11 protein-coding genes and 1 pseudogene are annotated in these 16876 nt (G+C 69.8%); 7 read left to right on the plus strand and 5 right to left on the minus strand.

Going from position 1 to position 16876, the window contains the following annotated elements:
* The first annotated feature begins 38 nt into the window (after nucleotides 1–38).
* Both QE438_RS10135 and QE438_RS10140 read left to right on the plus strand, forming a co-directional pair.
* Nucleotides 39–698, plus strand: coding sequence for a protein-L-isoaspartate O-methyltransferase (locus tag QE438_RS10135; protein ID WP_306995909.1), 660 nt, complete (start codon nucleotides 39–41; stop codon nucleotides 696–698).
* A gap of 33 nt (nucleotides 699–731) precedes the next feature.
* Entirely contained in the window at nucleotides 732–2120 is a 1389-nt protein-coding gene (locus tag QE438_RS10140) for a TolC family outer membrane protein (RefSeq protein ID WP_306995907.1), read from the plus strand.
* 64 nt (nucleotides 2121–2184) lie between these two features.
* On the opposite strand, the gene QE438_RS10145 is transcribed toward QE438_RS10140, so the two are convergent.
* On the minus strand, nucleotides 2185–3543 hold the full coding sequence (locus tag QE438_RS10145) for an ATP-binding protein (protein WP_130524311.1): 1359 nt from the start codon (nucleotides 3541–3543) through the stop codon (nucleotides 2185–2187).
* Nucleotides 3544–3673: 130 nt separating this feature from the next.
* Between QE438_RS10145 and QE438_RS10150 the strand changes: the two genes are divergently transcribed.
* The 4 genes from QE438_RS10150 (at nucleotide 3674) to glp (ending at nucleotide 7600) form a co-directional block, all read left to right on the plus strand.
* Nucleotides 3674–4039, plus strand: a complete 366-nt coding sequence (locus QE438_RS10150) for a response regulator (RefSeq protein ID WP_130516977.1) — start codon at nucleotides 3674–3676, stop codon at nucleotides 4037–4039.
* 133 nt (nucleotides 4040–4172) lie between these two features.
* A complete protein-coding gene (locus tag QE438_RS10155; RefSeq protein WP_306995905.1) occupies nucleotides 4173–5657 on the plus strand; it encodes a sensor domain-containing diguanylate cyclase in 1485 nt (494 codons plus the stop codon).
* 79 nt (nucleotides 5658–5736) lie between these two features.
* Nucleotides 5737–6357, plus strand: a complete 621-nt coding sequence (locus QE438_RS10160) for an NTP transferase domain-containing protein (RefSeq protein ID WP_306995903.1) — start codon at nucleotides 5737–5739, stop codon at nucleotides 6355–6357.
* Nucleotides 6350–7600: a gephyrin-like molybdotransferase Glp gene (gene glp, locus QE438_RS10165; RefSeq protein ID WP_306995901.1), complete on the plus strand. Its 1251-nt coding sequence runs from the start codon at nucleotides 6350–6352 to the stop codon at nucleotides 7598–7600. Before QE438_RS10160 ends, glp begins: the two co-directional genes overlap by 8 nt.
* Nucleotides 7601–7631: 31 nt before the next feature.
* Here the strand turns inward: glp and QE438_RS10170 are convergent, their stop codons facing one another.
* The 4 genes and pseudogenes from QE438_RS10170 to QE438_RS10185 form a co-directional block, all read right to left on the minus strand.
* Nucleotides 7632–9929, minus strand: a complete 2298-nt coding sequence (locus QE438_RS10170; RefSeq protein ID WP_307183943.1) for an FdhF/YdeP family oxidoreductase — start codon at nucleotides 9927–9929, stop codon at nucleotides 7632–7634.
* Nucleotides 9930–10009: 80 nt separating this feature from the next.
* A pseudogene (locus tag QE438_RS10175) lies at nucleotides 10010–11552 on the minus strand (tryptophan halogenase family protein).
* A 65-nt stretch (nucleotides 11553–11617) separates the two neighbouring features.
* Entirely contained in the window at nucleotides 11618–14638 is a 3021-nt protein-coding gene (locus tag QE438_RS10180) for a TonB-dependent receptor (protein WP_306995896.1), read from the minus strand.
* Between the two features lie 95 nt (nucleotides 14639–14733).
* A complete protein-coding gene (locus tag QE438_RS10185) occupies nucleotides 14734–15750 on the minus strand; it encodes a LacI family DNA-binding transcriptional regulator (protein WP_130524315.1) in 1017 nt (338 codons plus the stop codon).
* 536 nt (nucleotides 15751–16286) lie between these two features.
* On the opposite strand from QE438_RS10185, the gene QE438_RS10190 reads away from it, so the two are divergent.
* On the plus strand, nucleotides 16287–16499 hold the full coding sequence (locus QE438_RS10190; protein WP_130516958.1) for a hypothetical protein: 213 nt from the start codon (nucleotides 16287–16289) through the stop codon (nucleotides 16497–16499).
* Nucleotides 16500–16876: the final 377 nt, after the last annotated feature.

Below are 16876 nucleotides of genomic sequence, written 5' to 3' on the forward strand. Positions count from 1 at the left end.
CCCGCCCCGGTACACCGACACGCCCCCCGAGCACGCCCATGACGATCAACTACGCCCAAGCCCGCGAAAACATGGTGGAACAGCAGATCCGTCCCTGGGACGTGCTGGAACCCCGCGTCCTGGACACGCTGGCCACCCTGCCGCGCGAGGCCTTCGTGCCGCCGGCGCACCGCGCGGTGGCCTATGCCGATCTGGAACTGCCGCTGGGCCACGGCCAGCGCATGATGAAGCCGGTGGTCGAAGGCCGCGTCCTGCAGGCGCTGGACGTGCAGCCCGGCGAGGACGTGCTGGAAATCGGCACCGGCAGCGGCTTTCTCACCGCCTGCCTGGCCGCGCTGGGCCGCGAAGTGGTCAGCCTGGAGCTGCACCCCGAGCTGGCCGCCTTCGCCCAGGCCAACCTGCAGGCCGCAGGGCTGGGCAGCAACGTGCGCATCGAGACCGCCGACGCGCTGGCCTGGGCCACCGACCGCAAGTTCGACGCGGTCTGCATCACCGCCGCGGTGGACACCCTGCCGCTGGGCTTCATGGAACTGGTGCGTCCGGGTGGACGCTTGTTCGTGGTGCGCGGCCGCTCGCCGGCCATGGAAGCGGTGCTGGTGCACAACGACACCAGCGGCGCACGCATCGAATCGTTGTTCGAGACCGATGCGCTGGGTTATCTGGTCGGCGCCGCGCCGGTCCCTGCGTTCGTCTTCTAAGCGCTTGGCACAAACTTTCAAGGAACTCCCACGATGAGCCGTCTCCCCCTCGTTCTCGCCGTCGCGCTGGCGCTGCCTTCGGCCGCCTCGGCCACCGACCTGATGCAGACCTATGAAATGGCCCGCAACGGCGACCCGACCCTGGCCCAGGCCGAAGCCGCGCGCCTGTCGCAGAAGGAAGGGGTGGTCCAGGCCCGCGCCACGCTGCTGCCGCAGGTCAACGGCACCGCCTCGCTCGGGCGCTCCAGTTCCAAGGTCACCCATGGCGGCGAGTGGATCGACAGCCCGCGCTCGCGCGACTACGCCGTGACGGTGAACCAGAGCCTGATCAACTTCGGTGACTACGCCCGGGTCAACTCGCAGCGCGCGCTGAGCCAGGCGGCGGATTTCGACCTGGATTCGGCCAACGACTCGCTGATCACGCGCACCTCGGCGGCCTACTTCAACGTGCTGATCGCGATCGAGACGCTGGCCTCGGCCGAGGCCGCGCAGGCCGCGTTCCAGAAGCAGTTCGACTACGCGCAGAAGCGTCTGGACGTGGGCCTGGCCCCGATCACCGACGTGCACGAAGCCCGCGCCTCCTACGACAGCGCGCGCGCCACGGTCATCACCCAGCGCAACGCGCTCAAGGACGCCTACGAGGCCCTGACCGAGATCACCGGCCAGCCGGTGACCAACCTGCGCGGCCTGCCGGACGACTTCAAGCCGCAGCTGCCCTCGCAGTACAGCGCCGATGGCTGGGTCGACACCGCGCTGGCGCAGAATCCGCAGCTGAAGTCGCTGCAGCTGCAGGTGCAGTCGGCCGACTCCGGCATTAGCGCGGCCCGCGCCGGCCACCTGCCGACCCTGAGCCTGAGCGGCAGCTACGGCCGCAGCGCCAATTGGGGCGGCGACTCGGACACCGGGACGGACGGTTCGCGCCGCGGCGAGTACGACTCGCGCTCGATCGGTCTGACCCTGAGCGTGCCGATCTTCTCCGGTGGCGCCACGCAATCGCAGGTGCGCCAGGCCGTCGCCCAGCGCGATTCGGCCCAGGATGCCTTCGAACAGCAGCGCCGCGCGGTGGTGCGCAACACGCGCAACGCCTACCAGGTGCTGGAGGCCGGCATCAGCGAGATCGAGGCCCGTCGTTCGGCCGTGGTCTCCGCGCGCAGCGCCTACGACGCCTCGCAGGTCGGCCTGGAAGTGGGCACCCGCACCGTGCTGGACGTGCTGACCAACCAGAACAACCTGGTCGCCGCGCAGGAGCAGTACTCGCTGGCCAAGTACAACTTCCTGCAGAACCGCCTGCTGCTGGAGGCCGCCGCCGGTACGCTGGACGCGGCCGACCTGCAGGACGTCAACGCCCTGCTCAGCGCCGATGCCAATACCCGCCTGAGCGACGACGACGTCAAGGCGATCGGCGTGCCCAAGGCGCAGTAAGCGTCCCGCCTCCTTTGCAAGCAACGACGGCCGCGCAAGCGGCCGTCGTGCTTTACAGGCCCGCTCAGGCCGCGTGGATCGCGACCGGCGCGTGCGCGCTGGCGCTCTCGGCCTGCGGAAACCACAGGCTCATCACCGTGCCGCGGCCCAGCGCGGTGTCCACGTCGATGAAGCCGCCGCTGTGGCGCATCAGCGCATAGACCTGCGCCAGGCCCAGGCCGGTGCCCTGCCCCTCGGGCTTGGTGGTGAAGTAGGGCTCGAACAGCCGCGACAGCGTGGCCTGGTCCATGCCCGTGCCGGTGTCGGCCACCGACAGCACCACGTACTGGCCGCTGGCGCGCGAGGGCGTGGCGCCATCGCTGGCGATGGACTGGTGCGAGAACGACACGGTGATCTGGCCGCGGTTCTGGCAGGCATCGCGGGCGTTGATGCACAGGTTCATCACCGCCTGGCCGATGGCGTGCGGATCGCCCTGGGTGATCAGCGCCTGCGGCGCCGGCTCGACCACCAGCACCATGTCCGGGCCCAGCGACTGGCGCATCAGCTCGGCCATGGACGTGGCCACCTCGCGCAGGTCCAGCGCCTCGAAGCGCGGCGGATGCCGGCGCGAGAACGCCAGCAGCCGGCGCGCCAGCATCGAGGCATGGTGCAGCGCCTCCTGCCCGCGCCCCAGCAGCTTGCGCTGCAGCGGGGTGAGCTGCTCGGGCGTGTCGGTGACCACGCTGATGGCCGCCACCGCGGTCTGCAGCATGTTGTTGAAGTCGTGGGCGATGCCGGCCACCAGCTGGCCGACCGCCTCGCCCTTCTGCGCCTGCAGCGAGGCCAGCTCGGCCGAATCGCGCGCGCGCTCGGCCAGGCTGCGCGCGGCCTCGGCGATGTCCACCTGCCCGCGCAGCGCCTCGGCCGCATGGCGCTCGGCCTCGGCCTGCTCCTGGGTCTGGGTGAGCGAGGATTCCAGGAAGTCGGCGTGGCGCGCGGTCACCAGCTCGCGCAGCTCGGCGCCCTGCAGCTGCGAGGTCAGGCTCTCGTTGATCAGGCGCAGCGCGTGTTCGGAGCGCAGGCGATCGGTGACGTCGCGGCACATGGCCAGCAGCAGCACCGGCTGGCCGCGGTCCAGGGCCAGCGGGCTGACGATCACCGACCAGATCCGCTCCTGGTCGCGCAGGGTCTGGATGGCGCCCTGGAACTCGTTGCGCTGGCCCACGCAGGCCAGGCGCACGGCCTCGCGGGCGATCGCCCGCATCGCCGGCGTCCACAGGTCGTGCCAGTGCCGGCCGACCACGTCGTGACGGCCGTAGGCCTCCAGCAGCTCAAGCCCACGCTGGTTGACCGAGACCACGCGGCCGCCGCCATCGAGTTCGAAAATGCTGTCACCGGACAGCTCGACGATCTGACGGTAGTGGTCTCGCGAAAAGGCTGGCATGGGAACTCCGCAACGCTCCCCGCCGTAACTGCTGCGGCGGGCACCACCCCAGCCTAGCCGAGGTCACCCCCCTTTCACAGCGCTGTGACGATGATTCGGCCTACTCGGGTCTTCAGGTTTTCCGCGTCACATGGCTCCTATCCCAATGATCCTCATCGTCGAGGATGACGCGGGTGCGCGCGAGATCGCGGCCCTGATCCTCGAAGCCGAGGGCTATCAGGTCACGCAGGCCAACGGCGGCAACCAGGCGCTGCAGCTGCTGGAGAGCGGCGCCGCCTTCGATCTGGTCTTCAGCGACATCAACATGCCCGGCGGCATGGACGGCATCCAGCTGGCCCGGCGCGTGGCCGATCTGGATGCGCAGATCCCGGTGGTGCTGACCTCCGGCCATGCCGAGGGCTCGTTCCGCGACTTCCCGACCAACGCCCGGTTCCTGCCCAAGCCGTACAACCGGCAGGCCTTGCTGGGCATGCTGCGCCAGCAGCTGGCGCGCTAGCCGGCCGGGCATCCTTCATCCACTCCCGGCGAGGTCTGGGGCAAGATTCGTCGCAGAAGACGTTGGCGGCAGGCCGGCGTGAGTCGCGATCACACCACCGCGCGCGCCCGGGAGGGGGGCCACCGGAATGAACATGTCCGACCCGCCCCGCCGGCGATGGCTGCCCGAGTTGCTGCGCGGATTCGTGCTGGCCGTCTGCCTGTTGTTCGCCGGGGCCGAGTACTGGCATGGGCTGGAGACCCGGCGCGAGGCGACCGAGCAGATCTACCTGGATGCGGGCAACCTGGCGCGCTCGGTCGGCCAGCACGCCGAGGATTCGATGCTGGTGGCCGACAGCGTGCTGTCCGGCATCGTCGAGAACCTGCGCATCGAGGGGGCCACGCCGCGCGACCTGGCCCGGCTGGACGATTATCTGCGCGAAGAGGCCAGCCGTTCGGGCCGCATCCATGGCCTGTTCGTCTACGACGCGCAGGGCCGCTGGATCGCCTCGTCGCTGGACCACCTGCCGCCCAACATGAACAACTCCGACCGGGCCTACTTCAAGCACCATCAGGAAGTGGACGACACCTTGCCGTGGGTGGGCCCGCCGGTGCGTAGCCGCTCGGACCACCAGTGGATCCTCACCGTCACCCGCCGCTACAACGACGCGCGCGGGCAGTTCGCCGGCGTGGTGCTGGCGAGCATCCGCTCGGCGTATTTCGCCGAGCACTACCGCGGCTTCGACGTCGGCCGGCATGGCGCCATCACCCTGCTCAACGATGCGGGGCAGGTCTGCGCGCGTTCGCCCGAACTCAATGCCGTCGGCCAGGACCTCTCGCGCAGCGACCTGTTCGCGCGGCTGCGCGGCGCGCCGGCCGGTTCGCTGGCCTACGTGTCGCCGTTCGACCACACCCGGCGGATCAGCGGCTTCCAGCACGTCGAGCGCTTCCCGCTGATCGCCGTGGCGGCGCTGTCCGAGGACGAGGCCCTGGCCGCCTGGCGCGGCTCGGTGCGCACCCACGCGCTGCTGACGCTGTTCACCGTGGTGCTGCTGGCCGGCCTGGGCGAGTGGCTGCGTCGCCAGCTGCTGGCGCGCCAGGCGGCGCAGGACCAGCTCGAGACGCTGGTGCGTACCGACGCACTGACCGGCCTGGCCAATCGCCGCGCCCTGGACGAGACGCTGGCCGACGCATGGGCCCGCGCGCGCCGCGAGGGCACGCCGCTGGGGCTGCTGCTGGCCGATCTGGACCACTTCAAGAACTTCAACGACACCTATGGCCACCAGGCCGGCGACGTCTGCCTCACCCGGGTGGCGCAGGTGCTCAAACAGAGCGCGCGGCGACAGGGCGATCTGGCCGCGCGCTATGGCGGCGAGGAGCTGGCCCTGGTCCTGCCCGGCTGCGATGCCGACGCCCTGCGCGCGATGGGCGAGGCCGTGTGCCGCAACGTGCGCGCGCTGAAGATTCCCCACGCCGAGAGCTACAGCGCCAGCGTGGTCACCATCAGCGTCGGCGCGGTGGCGCTGTGGCCGAGCCGCATGGGCGAGGACGAAGGCCCGGCCACCTTGATCCATCTGGCCGACCTGGCCCTGTACGACGCCAAGGCCGGCGGCCGCAATCGCATGGTGATGCGCTCATGAGCCGGCGCGTGGAAGCGACATCGCGAACACAAGCACGGGCCACAGGCGCGCCGGGCGGCCGGCGCTAACATCGGCCGCGATGACCACGCCTCGGCCTGCCTCGACCGACGCCCCCCTCGCACTGCACGGCCTGGTCCTGGCCGGCGGCGCGAGCCGGCGCATGGGCCGCGACAAGGCGGCGCTGGTCTACGAGACGCGGCCACAGCTTGAGGTGGCCTTCGCCCTGCTGCAGACGCAGGTGCAGCGCTGCCTGGTGTCGGTGCGCGCCGACCAGCAGGACGACCCGCTGCGGGCGCGCTTCCCGCAGCTGCTCGATCGGCATCACGACATCGGCCCGGCCGCCGGCCTGCTCGCCGCGCATGCGTCCGCGCCCCAGGCCGCGTGGCTGGTCATCGCCTGCGACCTGCCGGGGCTCGAGGCGGCCACGCTGCGGCGCCTGACCGCGGCCTTCGTCCCGGGCGACGGCGCGGTGGCCTTCCGCAGCGCCGGCGACGGCCTGCCCGAGCCGCTGTGCGCGCTCTGGGCACCGCCCGCGCTGCAGCGCCTGCGCCGCCAGGTCGAGGGCGGACACTTCGGTCTGCGCCGCGCACTGGACGCCGACGACGTGCGCCTGCTCGCGCCGCAGGCGGCGCAGGTGCTGGACAACGCCAACACGCCCGAGGATCTGGCGCGGCGGCGCGGCGAGGTGCGGCATGGCTGATCCCTGCGCCGGCGAAGGCCTGCTGTCCTACGAAGCCGCGCTGGCCCGGCTGATCGCTTCGGCCGGCGCGCTGCCGGCCGAAGCCTGCGCCACCGACCAGGCGGCCGGACGCGTGCTGGCCGAAGCGGTACGCGCGCAGGCGGCGCTGCCGCCGTTCGACAACGCCGCCATGGACGGTTACGCGCTGCGCAGCGATGGCCGGGCCATCGCCGCCGGCAGCGTGTGGCCGATCGCCGGACGCGTGGTCGCCGGCGAAGCGCCGCCGCAGGCGCCGGCCGCGGCCTGGGAGATCATGACCGGCGCGGCGCTACCGCCCGGCGCGGACAGCGTGGTGCCCTACGAGCGCACCGAACGCCTGGACACGGCGCGCATGCGCGTCCTGGAAGACCTCGAGCCGGCGCGTCACATCCGCCGCGCCGGCAGCGACCTGCAGCCCGGCGACCCGATCGCCACGGCCGGCACGCCGGTCGATGCCACGCTGCGGATGTTGCTGGCCGCGGCGGGGATCGGGCAGGTCCAGGTCAGGCGCGCGCCGCGCGTGGCGATCCTGTCCACGGGGGACGAACTGGTCGCCGATGCCGACGCGCCGCTGCGGCCGGGCCAGATCCGCGCCAGCAACGGCCCCTTCCTGCAGACCGCGCTGGCCGAGCTCGGCGCGCGCGTGCTGGCCTGCCGCACCCTGGGCGACGACCCGGCGCAGTTCGCCGCCGCGCTGGCCGAGGTCGTGGTCGAGGCCGATCTGGTGCTGACCACCGGCGCGGTCTCGGCCGGCGTGCACGACTTCGTTCCGGCCGCGCTGGGCAAGGCCGGTGCGCAGCTGCTGTTCCAGGGCGTGGCCATCCGTCCGGGCAAACCGCTGCTGGCCGCACGCCTGGCGCAGGGGCCGCTGCTGCTGGGGCTGCCGGGCAATCCGGTCGCCACCGTGCTGGGATTTCGCTTCTTCGCCGTGCCACTGCTGCGGCACTGGCTGGGTAGGCCGCCCGAACGACCGCTGCTGGCGCGCCTTGCCGAACCGGTGCGCGGGCGCGGGGCATTGCGCGGCTTTCTCAAGGCGCGCGTCAGCCACGACGAGGACGGCACGCTGCGCGTGCGCGTCCTGGCAGGCCAGGAGTCCTTCCGCATCGCCTCGCTGCTACAGGCCAACGCCTGGGCGACGCTGGCGCCCGACGCCGACGCGCTGCCCGCCGGCGCACGCGTGGAGGTCTATCCGCGCGATCCCGGTGGCGGCTGGCGCTTCGACTGAGCACCGCTTCGGCGGTGCGCAGCACCCGCCCTCAGGCCGCGGCGCTGACCTTGACCGGCACCGACTTGTAGGTCGGCGTGCCGGACTGCCGGTCGTAGCTCTCCAGGGGCACCAGGCAATTGCCTTCCGGGTAGTACATCGCCGCGCAGCCGCGCGGGATGTCGTAGGCCACCGCAGTGAAGCCACGCACGGTGTGGTCCTCGCCGTTCGCGCCGGGCAGGCGCGAGGCCACGTCGATCAGGTCGCCCTGCTCCAGCCCCAGCATGGCCAGGTCTTCGGCGTTGAGGAACACCACGTCGCGCCGCCCGTGCACGCCGCGGTAGCGATCGCTTAGGCCATAAAGCGTAGTGTTGTACTGGTCGTGCGCGCGCAGCGTCGTCAGGGTCAGCAGGCCAGGCTGCGCCACCGGCGCGTCCTCGGCCAGCCCTTCGACGACCAGGAACTGCGCCTTCTTGCCCGGCCCGCCCCAGTCGCGCACCGAGGCGCCGACGGGCAGGCGGAACCCGCCCGGGGTGCGGATGCGCTGGTTGTAGTCGCGGAAGATCGGGAACACCGCCTCGATCCCGTCGCGGATGCGGTCGTAGTCCTCGATCAGCCACGCCCAGTCGACCTTGCTGTGCGGCAGCAGCGCGCGGGCCATGCCGGCGATGATCGCCGGCTCCGAGCGCAGCTGCTCCGACGCGGGCGTCAGCGTGCCCTGCGAGGCATGCACCATCGACATCGAATCCTCCACCGTCACCGACTGCGGGCCGCCGGCCTGCTCGTCGCGTTCGGTGCGGCCCAGGCACGGCAGCAGGAAGGTCTCCCTGGCCGGGATCAGATGCGAGCGGTTGGGCTTGGTGGCGATATGCACGGCCAGGTCCAGCGAGCGCATCGCGGCGAAGCAGGCCTGCGGATCGGGCATGGCCACGGCCAGGTTGCCGCCCAGCGCGACGAAGGCCTTGGAGCGGCCGTCGCGGATGGCCTTCATCGCCTCCACCGCATCGTGCCCATGGCTGAGTGGGAAGGAGAACCCGTACTTGGCCTGGATGCCGTCGAGCAGCGCCTGGGTGGGTTTTTCGGTGATGCCGACCGTGCGGTCGCCCTGCACGTTGGAGTGGCCACGGATCGGCGCGATGCCGGCGCCGGGCTTGCCCATGTTGCCGCGCAGGAGCAGCAGGTCGGCCATCAGATGCACGTTCTGCGTGCCGCGCAGGTGCTGGGTCATGCCCATGCCGTAGCACAGGATCACGCGCTCGGCCTTGGCATAGACCTGGGCCGCGGCCTCGATGTCGGCGCGGGCCAGGCCCGAGGCCTGCACGATGTCCTCCCAGCGCGTGGCCTCGATGTCCGCGCGCAGCGCCTCGAAGCCCTCGGTGTGTTCGCCGATGAAGGCGCGGTCGAGCAGCCCCGTGCCGCCGGCCGCGATGTCGTCCGCATCGGCCTGCAGCAGCCACTTCATCATGCCCTTGAGCATGGCCGCGTCGCCACCGACCTTGACCTGGTAGTAGGCCTGGGCGATCTGCGTGCCGTGGTTGGTCAGCATCTCGGTCGGATGCTGCGGCGAGACGAAGCGCTCCAGGCCGCGTTCCTTGAGCGGATTGACCGCGATGATCGGCACGCCGCGCTTGGCCAGCGCCCGCAGCGTGGTGAGCATGCGCGGATGATTGGTGCCCGGGTTGTGTCCGAAGCTGAAGAGCGCGTCGCAGTGGTCGAAGTCCTCCAGCGTCACCGTGCCCTTGCCCACGCCGATGGACTGCGGCAGGCCCACGCTGGTGGCCTCGTGGCACATGTTGGAGCAGTCGGGGAAGTTGTTGGTGCCGAACTCGCGCACCATCAGCTGGTACAGGAACGCGGCCTCGTTCGACGCGCGCCCCGAGGTATAGAACTCGGCCATGTCCGGCGAAGGCAGTGCACGCAGCGCGCGGCCGATGCGCTCGAACGCCTCGTCCCAGCCGATCGGCACGTAGCGGTCGCTCTGGTGGTCGTAGACCATCGGCTCGGTCAGGCGACCGGCGTCCTCGAGCTGGTGGTCGTTCCACGCCCATAGCTCGCTGACACGGTGCCGGGCGAAGAACTCGGGGGTCGCGCGCTTGGCGGTGGCCTCCCAGCTGACCGCCTTGGCCCCGTTCTCGCAGAACTCGAAGGACGAGGTATGCGCCGGATCGGGCCAGGCGCAGCCCGGACAGTCGAAGCCATCGGGCTGGTTGACCCGCCGCAGCGCCGAGGTCTCGCGCGGCACGTCCATCTGATCCTTCAGCGCCTTGGCCACCGCGCGCAGCGCGCCCCAGCCGCCCGCGGCAGCCTCGTAGTCCTCGACGCCGGGGACGTTCGGTTCATCGCTGGCCATGACGCACACCTGCCGCTTTGGGTCGGGCGCTCATGATGCCTGTCGCGCCCTGCGTGTCGCGTGCAGAAACCCCGCCCGGTTCAGCTGACGCGCGGCGGCGGTGCGGCGCAGGTCCGCGCAATGAACTGCTCGTGCGGCGGCATGGCGGCCACGCAGTTGTCCAGGACCTGGGCGACGCGACCGACGAACTGCTGGATCTGCGGCTCGGGGATGGCCGCCAGCAGGGGATGCTCCCCCTGCGGCACGATGCCTTGTCCGAGCAGGACCTGGACCCAGCTGCTGGTGGAGAAGAACTCCTCGCCGTTGCGGTGATAGCGCCCGCTGCCGGCGAACAGGTCGATCACCTGCTGCAGCGAGTCGGGGATCGCCATGGCGGCGCAATGCCGCCAGAAGGCGCTGTCGTCGCGTTCGGTCGCCTTGTAGTGCAGGATCAGGAAGTCGCGGATGCGCTCCCATTCGAACACGGTCGTCTCGTTGTAGCGCCGCAGCAGGGCCGGATCGAAGCGCTTGTCGGGGAAGACGTCGAGCAGGCGCAGCACCGCGTTGTGGACCAGCAGGATGCTGGTGGATTCCAGCGGTTCCATGAAACCGCTGGCCAGCCCCATCGCCACCACGTTGCGCTCCCAGAAGCGCGCGCGCCGCCCGGTGGCGAAACGCAGCAGGCGCGGCTCGGCGCGCGCCGGCCCCTCCAGGCTGGACATCAGCTGCTCGGTGGCGGTCGCATCGTCCATGAAGGCGCTGCTGTAGACGTGGCCATTGCCGACGCGATGCTGCAGCGGGATATGCCACTGCCAGCCCGCCGTCCGTGCGGTCGAGCGGGTGAAAGGCTCGGGCGGCCCGGCCGGCGCACAGGGCACGGCCACGGCGCGATCGCAGGGAAGCCAGTGGCTCCAGTCCACCCAGGGCACCTGCAGGGCCTCGCCGAGCAGCAGGCTGCGGAAGCCGGAGCAATCGATGAACAGGTCGCCCTCGATGCGGCGACCGTCGGCCAGCACGACGGCCTCGACGAATCCGTCCTGCGCGCGCAGCGTCGCCTCGACCACGCGCCCTTCCACGCGGACCACGCCCTGGCGCTCGGCCCGCTCGCGCAGATAGCCGGCATAGAGCGTGGCGTCGAAGTGGTAGGCATAGGCGATATCGGCCAGCGGAGAGCCCGCCGGCGCATCGGCGGGCGCGGTCATGAAGCGCCCCTGCCGGGCCGCCAGGTTCTGCAGGACGTAGCGCCCGATATCGGCATCGGCCCGCCCCGCGCGGACTTCGTGCAGCCAGAGCTGATGGAAGGCCAGCGGCCCCATGTCGTAACCGACCGCCCCGAAGCCATGCATGTAGGCATCTCCGGGCCGGCGCCAGTCGCGGAACTCGATCCCGAGCTTGAACGTGCCCTGCGTGCGCCGGACGAACTCGCCCTCCTCCAGCCCCAGGACCTGCCGGTTGAAGTAGCGCACGTTCGGCACGGTGGCCTCGCCCACGCCGACGATGCCGATCTCCTCCGATTCCACCACGCTGGACCCGGCAATGGGGCAGATGACGGATCAGGGCCGCGGCGGCCGACCAACCGGCCGCGCCCCCGCCGACCACCACGATGCTGGCGATGCTCTCTGATGCCACGTGCGCGCTCCCCATGTCCTCACAAGACAAGGCCCGCTTGCGCGGGCCCTGTCCTTACTTCGATGCCAACACTAGCGCACTTACCAGATCACGCGCGCACTCAGGAACACCGTCCGCGGCGAGGTGTAGCTGACCGCGGTGTTAGTGTCGTTGTAGGTGACCACGGGCGAGTACACGCCACCGGAGCCGTAGTTGATGAAGTAGCTGCTCAGGTTGTCCCAGTTGAAGACATTGATCACGTCGGCGCGCACCTGGACGGTGACGTTCTCGGTGACGTGCATGTCCTTCGACGCGGACAGGTCGAACTGACGGGTGCCGAAGATCGGGCCACCCACCAGGAACTTCTGACCAGGAATATCCTTCAGCGCCGTAATATACGCCGGGCCCGCGGGAGCATCCCAGTTGTCAGGCGTAACCGCGACGTTGAGGGGCTGGGTCGTGGCCAGGGTCAGCTTGCCGGACAGGCTGATCTCCCACGGCAGGTCGTAGGTCCCGGTCAACACCAGACGGTGCTTGGGCACCGACTGCAGACTGATGTACGGATAGTCATGGATGGTCGCCGCATCGAACGAGTAGTGCTCGTCGCCGCCGCGGTTGCCCTTGGCGTCGGAGAACGTATACGCCGCCGAGAAGGCCCAGCCCGATTCCTTGGTGTACGGCTTGTCGGCCGACAGCAGCACCTGCTTGGTCTTGGTCTCGATGCCGTTGTCGCCCAGGATGATCGTGCCCAGGCCTTCGGCGTTGTGGCCCCAGGGCTGGCTGCCGTTCTGCCAGAAGCTGCCGTCCGGATAGCGGGCGCCCAGGGTGAAGGCGAAGCCGTCCTTGCTGTGCACGTAGGCCAGGGTGGCCGAGGTGTTCCAGTCGCCCATCTGGTGGCGCAGACCCAGCGAGAACTGGTCCGAATACGGCGTCTTGAGGTCGTTGTTGAGCATGTCGACCTCGGTGCCGGTGCGCGAGGTCGGGTCGACCACCAGGCCCGAGACGGCATCGATGCCGGACAGGTAGGACGGATTCCAGTTCACGCACTGCTGCGGTACCAGGGTGGTGCAGGCCCCGGACTCGATGAACTTGACCGTGTACTGCGACAGCGCGCCCTTGACCTGCTCCAGGCCCAGGTAGTCGTAGAGGTTGCGGTCGTAGCTGCGGCCGGCGCCACCGAACATGACCCAGCGCTGGTCGGCGTTGAAGTCATAGGAGAAGCCCAGGCGCGGGGCGATGTCGCCCTTCTGCGCCTTGCGGTTCTTGCCGGTGCTGATGTAGTCGTTCATGTCCACGCCGCCCTTGGCCATCGTCTGGGCGAAGGTCTGGCCGGCGGGGGCGTTGGGATCCTGCGAATTGATCGCGTCGATGACGGCCTGCGGCGTCTGGAAATCCGTGTACGAGGGCACCTTCTCGTAATCCCAGCGCACGCCCAGGTTCAGCTGCAGCTTGTCGTTGACGTCCCAGTCGTCCTGGATGTACAGGCCGATCTGCTTGTCCTTGGTCGTGACCGACGGCGAGAAGCCCTCGTACGGCTGGTTGAAGATGACCTGATACGGGATCGCAGCAGTGCCGGCCCCATCGGTCACCGCGTAATAGAACGCCGGATTGACGACCGAGTTCTCGCTCTGGGTCAGCTCTACGTCCTTGTACTTGACGCCCATCTTGATGACATGGTCGCCGTTCCAGCTGAAGCTGTTGAACGTCAGGTCGTCCTGGAACGCCGGTCCCTTCTGGCCCTTGCGCTGGATCGACAGACCCGAGGTCGCGTCGTCGAAGATCAGCACGCGGTCCTGATTCTGCCCGGCCGTGTAGACGCTCTGCCTGCCGATGGTCTTGGCGGTGGGGTTGAACAGCACGTCCTCGTAGGTCACGCGCGCTTCGTTGAAGAAGCCCTCGCCGTAGTGTTCCCACTTCAGGTCGTAGCGGTCTTCCTTGTTGTTGTTGATCTTGGCCGCCAGCGCGGTGGTGTTGCCGCCGATCGTGTCGATGCTGTCCTCACGACGCACCTTGGCGGTCAGCTCCAGGCGATCGTTGTCGCCGATCTCCCAGTCGATCTTGCCGAAGTACAGGTCTTCCTTGAACGGACGCGTGATCGGGCCGTACTTGGCCTGCACCGACGCCGGCAGGTCATCGGAATAGTTCAACAGGTTGTTGTCGACCACCGCGACCGGGTCGGCCGGGATCTCGAAGCCCTTGCCTTCGTAGGAAACGAAGAAGTGCATCTTGTCCTGGATGATCGGACCGCCCAGCGCGAAGCCGTACTCGTTCTGGTGGGTCTTCTGCTTGCCGCCGGCGGACTGCTCCTCGGCCGGGGTCGGCTTGCGCCAATCCGAATTGGTCATGCGACCGAACACTTCGCCGTGGAACTCGTTGGTGCCCGACTTGGTCGCCGCCACGATCGCCGCCGAACCGACCTGGTCGAACTCGGCCTTGTAGTTGGACGTGATGACCTTGTACTCGCCGATGGCCAGCTGCGGGAACGGGTTGCCCGCGCTCTGCTGCTGACCGGACACGCCGCCGAACAGGTAGCTCTTCTGGCCCACGCCGTCGATATAGACGTTGACCGCCGAGGTCTGCTGCGCGCCGCCGCGAATATCGCTATGGCCCGAGGAGTCGGTGGTGAACTGCATGCCCGGCACGGTGTCGGCGAACTCGAGGAAGTTGCGCGTCAGCTGCGGGACCGAGTTGATCTGCTGCAGCGACACGTTGGTGCCGACCTCGGAGGTCTTGACCTCCTGCAGCGGCGGCGCCTTGACGCGCACCGTGTCCAGCTCCTTGGCGTCGCCGGCCGGCGCCGCGTCCGCGGCCTGCATGTCCAGGCTGACCGAGGTGGCCACGGCCAGGGTGACGGTCTTTTCCACGCCGCCGGCCTGGATCTTGTAGGTACCCGGCGGCAGGCCGACCAGGGCGTAGCTGCCGTCGGCGCTGGCGGTCACGCGGCGGCTCAGGCCGGTGGCGGTGTTGGTGGCGGTGACGTCCGCGCCGCTTTCGGCCTTGCCGCGAAGCGTGGCGTTGGACGACTGCGCGAACGCAGGCACCGAGGCGACCATGCAGCCGGCCAGTGCGATGGCCAGGATGCTGCGGGACGGGGAGCGGGAGATGGCGTGCTTATTCTTCATGACGGTGCCCTCCTTAGGGCAGTCGGATCGCGTGTTTTTCTTGTGGGACGTGTCGTGCGGGAAAGCGGGAAGAAGACAGCGGCTGGACGGAGGGGTCAGGCCATGCGGCGCTCCGGGGTGGCACTGGAGTCGCGCACGACCAGGTGCGGGATCAGCGGGGCGGTATCGACCGGCGTGCCGGACTCGCCGCCCAGGGCCGGGTGCTGCAGCAGCAGATGCAGGGCGCGCGCGCCCAGGCTGGCGATGTCCACGCGCATGGTGGTCAGCGCCGGGTTGACGTAGCGCGCCATCGGCACATCGTCGAAGCCGGCCACCGCGATGTCCTCGGGCACGCGCAGGCCGGCCTTGCGCAGGGCGAACAGGCAGCCCAGCGCGGTCATGTCGTTGGCCGCGAACACCGCATCGGGGCGCTCGCCGGCGGCGAAGGCCTCGCCCGCGGCATAGCCGGAGGCCTCGTCGAAGTTGCCCTGCACCACCCAGGGTTCGGCCGCATCGGCGACCGTGGCCAGGGCCTCGCAGTAGCCGCGCAGGCGCTCGCGGGCATCGAAGTTGTCCTCGGGCCCGGCGATGAAGGCGATGCGGCGATGGCCGACGTCCAGCAGGTGCCGGGTCATGGCGAAGGCGCCGCCGTGGTTGTCCACGTTGAGCACGGCCGCGCGCGGGCTGCCGGCGCAGTTCATCAGCACCGCCGGCACGTCCGGCGCCAGGGCCTCGTCCAGGGATTCGACGCTGCCCAGGAACGGCGACATCACCAGCACGCCGTCCACCCGCCCGGGCGTGGCGCGCAGCGCATCGCGCTGCTCGGCCAGGCTGCCGTGGCAGCTGGAGACCAGCAGGTGCAGGCCGCGTTCGCGCGCGGCGTGATCGATGCCGCGCATCAGCTCGGAGAAGAACTCGCCGTACAGGTCGGGCAGGACCACGCCGATGGTGTGGGTGCGGCGGCTGCTCAGCGCGCGGGCGGCATGGTGCGGGCTGTAGCGCAGCTCACTGGCGACCTGCAGGATGCGGGCCCGCACCTCGTCGGCGACGTACTGGCGCCCGTTGAGGGCGCGCGACACGGTGGCCACGGACACCTCGGCGGCGCGGGCGACGTCCTTGATCGTGACGTTCATCGACGCGACGTGCCGGCGGTGACACACAGGGAACGACCGCCCGTCCGGGACCCGGCGGCCTGCTGCAGTGCAGCATCAAATTGGTGCGTGGCGTGCGGATTGGCTGTGGCGTTTGGCACTGGAAGCTCTCCTCTTCCGGGCCTCAGGTTCGTTGGCGGGCGGCACCGTATCAGGAGTTGCAACCGCTTACATGCTGCGCCGCAAGATGCACATCCGGGTCCGGATGTGTCATTGCGCACCACACGGGTGCGCATGCACCAAATAACGGATTCTTAAGGGTTTCGGGTCGGAGGCCGGTCTGGGGTTTTGCGCAGTTGCCGGCGTGGACCCTGTGGCTGTGCCGCGCCTTCCTCGCCAACTGCGCAAAAAATCAGAGGCCACCAGCGGACAGCGCATGTCCCTTTTGGGCCCTGGCGCGGTCATCCGGGCGCCATCGGGCGCGACAACGCGCCGGCCCTGAGGCCCGCCCGCTTGATCGTCGGCGCGGCCGCGCTAGGATGGCCGGGCCGCTGGGGAGCGGCCCTGCAGGGGGAACCATGCCGATCCAACGCGAACTCGTACAGGAACGTGTGTCCACGGCCGCCACGCAGCTGGCTGGCTTCGCGCGCAGCAGCCGCGACGATCAGCGCACCTGGGCGATCAAGCTGCTGGCTGCCGCCACCCGCGACCTGCCGCCTGGCGAGCGCGCCGCCGTGCAGGCCGGCTTCTGCGAGGTCATGCGGATGTTCGAGCTGGCCGAGACGCGCTAGCCGGTCTGCCTGCCCTGGCGGTAGTCGGGCGATTGGAAATCCACGCGGGCACAGTAGGACCCGCCCTCAGCAACTTGGCCTGACGGCGTCATCCCCGCGAACGCGGGGATCCAGGGACGTTCGTCCAGATCGCGCGACGTCCATGGGCTCCCGCCTTCGCGGGAGCGACGGGTCCGATGATCCGCCGTGCGCCGAAAAGCGCGCTCGAGATCGCAGACATCCTTCCTTCGTCATCCCCGAGAACGCGGGGATGACGACTTGGAGGCTTGAAAGATGGCGAGCCAGGACGCTTGAAAGATGACGAACTTCGGGACCTGGACTATGGCGAGGTTCGAAGCGCGAAAGACCGCGAGACGTGACGCGCGCCGAACCGCCGA

Source organism: Pseudoxanthomonas sp. SORGH_AS_0997 (assembly GCF_031453535.1).
GTDB classification, from domain to species: Bacteria; Pseudomonadota; Gammaproteobacteria; order Xanthomonadales; family Xanthomonadaceae; genus Pseudoxanthomonas_A; species Pseudoxanthomonas_A winnipegensis.